The organism is Jeotgalibacillus marinus, from assembly GCF_040801915.1.
GTDB lineage: Bacteria > Bacillota > Bacilli > Bacillales > Jeotgalibacillaceae > Jeotgalibacillus > Jeotgalibacillus marinus.
In genome coordinates this window covers 1-2,219 of record NZ_JBFMIA010000051.1, presented here as the reverse complement: position 1 = coordinate 2,219, position 2,219 = coordinate 1, and the positions used below count along the sequence as shown (strand labels likewise).

Below are 2,219 nucleotides of genomic sequence, written 5' to 3'. Positions count from 1 at the left end.
GTTAAGGAGAGGACACATAGTTCGAGCACTCCCTTTTTAAATTGCACATTCATCAGCATATCACCACTTTACTTAGTACTGTTTATTGTATTGTACCTTACAATAAAACATTACCATGTTTTTATCACAATTACAATAATTACCTTTGTAAAATCGACTGTAAAATCCTATCAATTTGGTAAGTATTAATCAAACAATATCGAATCCCAGACCTGTTTACCCCCTTGTAGGAAAGATGCTCGACACAGAGCAGTGAAATGCTTACAAGAGAGAGACGAGGTCACCCTCCATTCCGACCAGGGCTGGCATTATCAAATGAACAAGTATTCAAACGTATTAAGACCCCATGGGATCCTACAATGCATGTCCTGAAAGGGGAACTGCCTGGATAATGCGTATTAAAATCAGAATGATACTATCTTCAAGAATTTGAGGACATTGAAGCGTGAGCTTGAAGCATATGTAACGGATTAAGGCAAAATTAAAAGGCATGACCCCGGTAGAATACCGGACTCACGCCTTACCCGTTGCCTAATAATAAAGTGTCTAACTTTATGGGTTCACTTCATTTCGGGCTTGATCTTTAACCTTCTTATTCCGTTGTTGCTACTTCTTTTTTTGTGATTTCTTTCTTGTAAAGATTCGTTTAAATCCTCGACCGATATCACTAAATAACATGTAGACGGCTGGGATTAACACTAAGGTGATCATCGTCGCAAACAATAGACCCGAGATGATAACGATGGCAAGCGGTGCTTGGTAATCTCCTGAAGCACCAGATGCCAGAGCTAGCGGCAACATCGCTCCTGCAGTCGTTAAGGTGGTCATGAAGATCGGACGCATACGATTTTTACCAGCTTCCACAAGAGATTCTTCGGTATTATAGCCCTCGTTTCTCAGTTGTTTCGTTCGATCCATCAGCAAGATCGCATTGTTAAGGACAATTCCTATAAGTTCATGCCACCGCTATCGCTGATCATTTCACCAACAGGTGTAGTCATCGATAACTGTTCAACAGACTCCTTTATTTGCTGACGTGTTACCCCATCTTCCTCAAGGGCATCTTCCTTCAACACGATTTGTTGTTCTTGTGATTGCCGTTCATTCGAACTAATAACCCCGACAATTCCATCCACATTGTTGAGTTCTTTTGTTAAATCTTCAGCTATGAGTCTCAGTTCTTCAAAGTCTTCCCCTTTGATATTTATTTGTACTGGAGAACTAGATGAGAACATATCAATGGCAGTGCCGACCGTTTTGATCGGATGGCTGTCAGCCATTTCACGAAGGGAACGTAAGATGTCTTCATTTACAAGATGCTGCTCACGAGTCACATCCTCCCCTTTTGTCATATTAATCGACGTTTCAAGTAAGTACATACCCTCTACAGTCCCTACGTCCTTAACGTAATGACTATCAACATCTTTAATTGATGACAATCGTTCATTTATTTCATTAACAATTTCTCTTCGATCATCTAAATCTATACCTGGTTCGATACTAATCATAACCTCTGAATATCGATTAAACATATCAGGCATGATCGTCATCGGGATTTTCGGGATAAGAAAAGCAGACCCCACCAGGATGACGAAGAATAAGCCAATCGTGCTGACTCGATTACGTTTTTTCTTAGCCATCCATGAGATGGTTTTTCCATATCTTTTGATCATCGGATTTTCTTTTCGGTGGGCTTTGTCCTTTTTCAAGCGTAAAAAGTTCTCAGACAGCGTTGGAATGAGCGTGAAAGCAACGATCACCGAACTGATGAGTGTGACGGCTATGATAACAGATAAGGTAATCATGAATTGTCCGATTTCTCCACCCATCAGGCCAACTGGTAAGAACACCATAATGGTCGTCAACATCGAGGCAAATACCGCTGTCGCAACCTCTTTTGTTCCTTCTAAAACAGCTTCTACATTCGCCAATCCTTGTTCTTTTTTCCTGTATATCGATTCAAGAATAACGATGGATGAATCCACCATCATCCCTATTCCTAATCCAAGAGCAATCAAACTTAGTACATTAAAACTGTAATCCAACAGCCACATCGATACAAAAGTAAGCAACACGGATGTCAGGATCGATAAACCAACGATAATGGTTGCTCTAATATTTCGTAAAAATAGCAATAAAATGACTAAAGCAACAACCGCACCAATGATGATATTGTCTGTTACCCCATTGATCGCTTCTTCAATATAGTCTGCTGGAGC

The 2,219-nt window shown here is 40.4% G+C and carries 2 protein-coding genes; both read right to left on the bottom strand.

Features of this window, described 5'->3' with window-relative positions; all coding sequences use genetic code 11:
• Window positions 1–606 precede the first annotated feature (606 nt).
• Window positions 607–918 (bottom strand): efflux RND transporter permease subunit, encoded by a 312-nt coding sequence (locus AB1471_RS16755; protein WP_367780902.1) that lies wholly within the window; start codon window positions 916–918, stop codon window positions 607–609.
• Between the two features lie 29 nt (window positions 919–947).
• The coding region (locus tag AB1471_RS16750; protein WP_367780901.1) for an efflux RND transporter permease subunit at window positions 948–2,219 on the bottom strand (1,272 nt) is incomplete at its 5' end.